This window comes from Pseudomonas sp. MD195_PC81_125, from assembly GCF_014060985.1.
Lineage (GTDB): Bacteria > Pseudomonadota > Gammaproteobacteria > Pseudomonadales > Pseudomonadaceae > Aquipseudomonas > Aquipseudomonas parakoreensis.
This window is the reverse complement of record NZ_JABULD010000750.1, coordinates 1-3,468: the sequence shown is the minus strand read 5'-3', so window position 1 is coordinate 3,468 and position 3,468 is coordinate 1. Positions and strand designations below refer to the sequence as shown.

3 protein-coding genes and 1 pseudogene are annotated in these 3,468 nt (G+C 52.7%); all 4 read left to right on the top strand.

Annotated elements, in window-relative coordinates; translation table 11 throughout:
* The first annotated feature begins 1,552 nt into the window (after positions 1 to 1,552).
* Positions 1,553 to 1,804, top strand: a complete 252-nt coding sequence (locus HT737_RS28800; protein ID WP_182404520.1) for a hypothetical protein — start codon at positions 1,553 to 1,555, stop codon at positions 1,802 to 1,804.
* 53 nt (positions 1,805 to 1,857) lie between these two features.
* Complete coding sequence (locus HT737_RS28795; protein WP_182404519.1) at positions 1,858 to 2,289, top strand: LexA family transcriptional regulator; 432 nt, start codon at positions 1,858 to 1,860, stop codon at positions 2,287 to 2,289.
* A pseudogene (locus HT737_RS28790) lies at positions 2,276 to 2,395 on the top strand (RulB protein); the annotation flags it as partial. The gene HT737_RS28795 and the pseudogene HT737_RS28790, both read left to right, overlap by 14 nt.
* A gap of 119 nt (positions 2,396 to 2,514) precedes the next feature.
* The coding region (locus HT737_RS28785; protein WP_182404518.1) for a site-specific integrase at positions 2,515 to 3,468 on the top strand (954 nt) is incomplete at its 3' end.

Sequence of the window (3,468 nt, the reverse complement as noted above, 5' to 3'; positions counted from 1 at the left end):
CTTCGATCATTGGTCACCTCCACTGGTGGAAGCGATAAGACAGAAGACTGAAAGGAATCTATAAGGGTGTATCCGGTTTTCAAGCGGGTTAACGGTGTGCATGGTCTAACTCCTTGACATGAGGAGCTGCCACGTTCGTTTCCAAGCGAATGGGTGGCAGCTATGCGTAGGTTGGAAACCGGGAGTCAAGGAGACCGGCACGCCCGAAGGCGTCCCACGCACAGCTGCCATAAACAACAAACTTCCGAGCGTAAAAAGACGCTGGCGCTTGTGAAGGGCGCTGTTGCGTGACTCGACGGGTTTCCAAGCCCGATCACTGAATGTGCAGTGACGTCCTGAGAATATCCCGCCAAAAGAAAGGCCAACAAGGCGACGCTTGCTGAAAAACGCAATTTGCGTACTTCCTTACGCAACGCGCAGATTTTGCCTACAACTGCGACCTGAAGCCACCCAATATTGGATGACCAGCACTTTTTAAGCCTTGATGAGGGGAGTGGCAGTTGGGTTGAGGAACGCGATTGTCAGGGGTGATGCTCAAACGGCAGGCGAAAAAAAACCGCCTTTGCGGGGCGGTTTTTCCAGCAAGCCTCAGATTGCGGCTGAGGCTTCGTGCATCTCACCGGAAGCACTGGCGTTGAGGTTATGGTATTGAGCTTCACCTATCCTTGCAACGTTATTTTTACCCCATCACAGGTAAAGCGCATGAAGTGATGGGCGGTGATTGGCAAAACGGCAGACGAAAAAAAACCGCCTTTGCAGGGCGGTTTTTTTGAGCTTCAGCTTGCGGCTGAGGCTCGTAGTGTCTCACGTGGATACACTGGCGTGATCGCACCTTAGTAATCTTCAACTGTCATTGCAACTTAAATCTGCATGTCTTTGGATACCGCTTCTGCGTCGCCAGTGAGCGGTTTTGATCGTCTATTTCTGATAATTGAAGTTGTCAGAAATAACAGTTTACATAAATGCGGTGTTGATTTGATCTGAAAACCTCAAGAAGGGCCAATCTACCGGGGGCGCGTTCTGCCTTCTGGGTTATTATGCCGACGCTCTCTCACCAGTAACGAGGTGAGGTTTGGCCGGTGGCATGCCGAATTCATCCCTCTGACACGGTTTTGCATCCGTGCCGGAATGATGGCTCGGAGGGAACTCAACCGGCCGCCTCACCGGAAGCACTGGCGTGATCTTCCGAAGGCGCGCGTGATCCGGTAAGTGTGCTGGAGGTTTGGCCCCCAACCTTGGAGGCCAAAACGTATGAAGCTTTTATTGCGTACGTTGAGCCTCGTATGGAGATTGTTTAAAGCGTTTCGCTTTTACGAGTTCCTGCGAGACCACTTTGACGACCTGAAGTAACGGTCGTTTGTGTGGGGGAACCCGTGTCAGTTTCGACTGATGCGGGTTTTTTATTGTCCTCAAGAAACTGTCAAAAATAATAATTCAATCAGTTAGTTCTCTGATGCCAGTAGGGCATTTCGTCGGCTTCTGTAGGAATCATCCGGGGACTCTGAATATACTGGTTATGCGTACAGTATTATTCGCATGGGAAACCGAACTGATGAAATCCTCAATCACCGTCACATCTGCCAAACCGTCAAAAGACCTGACTCACTGGCAGGCGATGCTCGCCGACAGATCTGCGCTTTTCGCTCGACCAGGCGCTCACCACAAAGCACTGCTGATCGGAGCCCGCGCGCTGTACACAAACAAGGTGATTGATAGCGACGACCTGTGTGATTTGCTTGAGCTGGCCGATGGAGCGCTGGCCTTCGCAGTGGAATGGATGCTCGACGTCAATAGTGATGAGTAGGCGATGAACAGTCGCTTTGCTTCTGCAGTCCATTTTTCATTCGGGTTCGAATCATGAGTGTCACCATCCTTGGCCCGCTGTTGGCGGGCGGCGAAACGTTCCCGCTTTACTCGTTCCGGATCCCGGCGGGTTTTCCATCGCCAGCGGCCGACCACATCGAAAAACACATCTCCCTGGACGAGCTGTTCGATATCCGAGCGCCGCACGTCTACCTGGCCAAGATCGAGGGCGACAGCATGCAAGGTGCTGGAATCTTTTGCGGCGATCTGGTGATCGTCAATCGCAGCCTCAATGCCGAGCATGGTGACATTGTCATCGCCGGTCTCAACGCCGAACCTATCTGCAAACGCCTTCACCGTCGCGACAACGTTGTCATGCTGCTGTCGGCCAATAGCAAATACCCGCCGCGCTATGTAATGGAGGGTGACGAGCTAGTGATTTGGGGCGTAGTGACCTTCAGCGTGCGTGACCATGGCCGGTCGTGATCAGGTCTTCGCACTCATTGACTGCAACAGCTTCTACGCGAGCTGTGAGCGGGTCTTTCGCCCTGACCTTGCCAAGACTCCGATCGTTGTTTTGAGCAACAACGATCTGAGGGGTGGGAATCGTTAGTAAATCCTGTAGAGTCCGCGCCACCTTCTGAACCCCTCTGGAGCAGCAGTTTCCAGGCTTCATAAGGCAATCCATTGGAAGTGGTTTAGGGCAGCGGCATGAGGCTGGTATTCGCAACAAAAGACCTAGCATTAGCAGGTCGATCCTTTGAAGGCTTTCCGTTGCTGATTGGGTCAGAGGGATGGCCAGTCGAGCCAGCTCAATCCTTCCTTTGGCACACGCTTATCGAGTCAGGTGAGGCCCTAAGCGATTTGACTTGGGAAGCCTATGGACGGCGTCTGTACGATTACTTTGCCTTCCTGGAAGCCAATGGATTGGCCTGGGACGAGGAAAGCCCGGCTCACGGTCTGAGTGCTCTGTCGAGGTATAGGGATTGGTCGAGCGGAGAATTAGCACTTGATCCCGGCACGGTGAACAATCGTCTGGCCTTGATCGTGAGGTTCTACCGATGGGCTAAGCAGCGCAACCTGATAACTGTGCTGCCCTTCGGTGAGAAAAGGGTAAGAGCTGCCCAACATTCCGGTCTTCTCAGTCATATCGCTCGGCCCGGAGCCGAGAGCACGAAAGTTTCGGTGATGGTTCGCGACCGAAAGCGCTTGACCAAATTCCTGACCAAGGATCAAGTCAAGGTATGCCTTGCCCTGGATACCGATCCAAGCCACCAGATATTGTTCCACCTCATGGTGCGTACCGGCCTTCGCTCCTGTGAGGCGAGGTCTTTTCCTCTCAAATATGTGTTCAACCCCAGGTTGAAGAAGGGACTGCGCCCAGGGCAAATGATCAGTGTTGCTCTTGATCCTTCAGACATGCATATCAAGTACGACCGGCCTAGAACTATCGACGTGCCATGGTCGTTGATGGAGAGCATGTGGTCTTACTCCCTTCACCAACGAGAGGTTCGTAAGTCCAATAGTGATGGACGTGTTACCGCGCTGCTGCTGACTAATGAAGGCAGGCATTATTCAAAAGATTCCGTAGTGGACGTTATGAAGTCCTATGAAAGAAAGTGCGGCTTCTATGTTCGGGCCCACATGCTACGCCACACCTATGGG

Bases quoted from the DNA above. Each gene is read 5' to 3' on its own strand.
- HT737_RS28800 (WP_182404520.1), top strand. From the start codon at position 1,553: ATGAAATCCTCAATCACCGTCACATCTGCCAAACCGTCAAAAGACCTG.
- HT737_RS28795 (WP_182404519.1), top strand. From the start codon at position 1,858: ATGAGTGTCACCATCCTTGGCCCGCTGTTGGCGGGCGGCGAAACGTTC.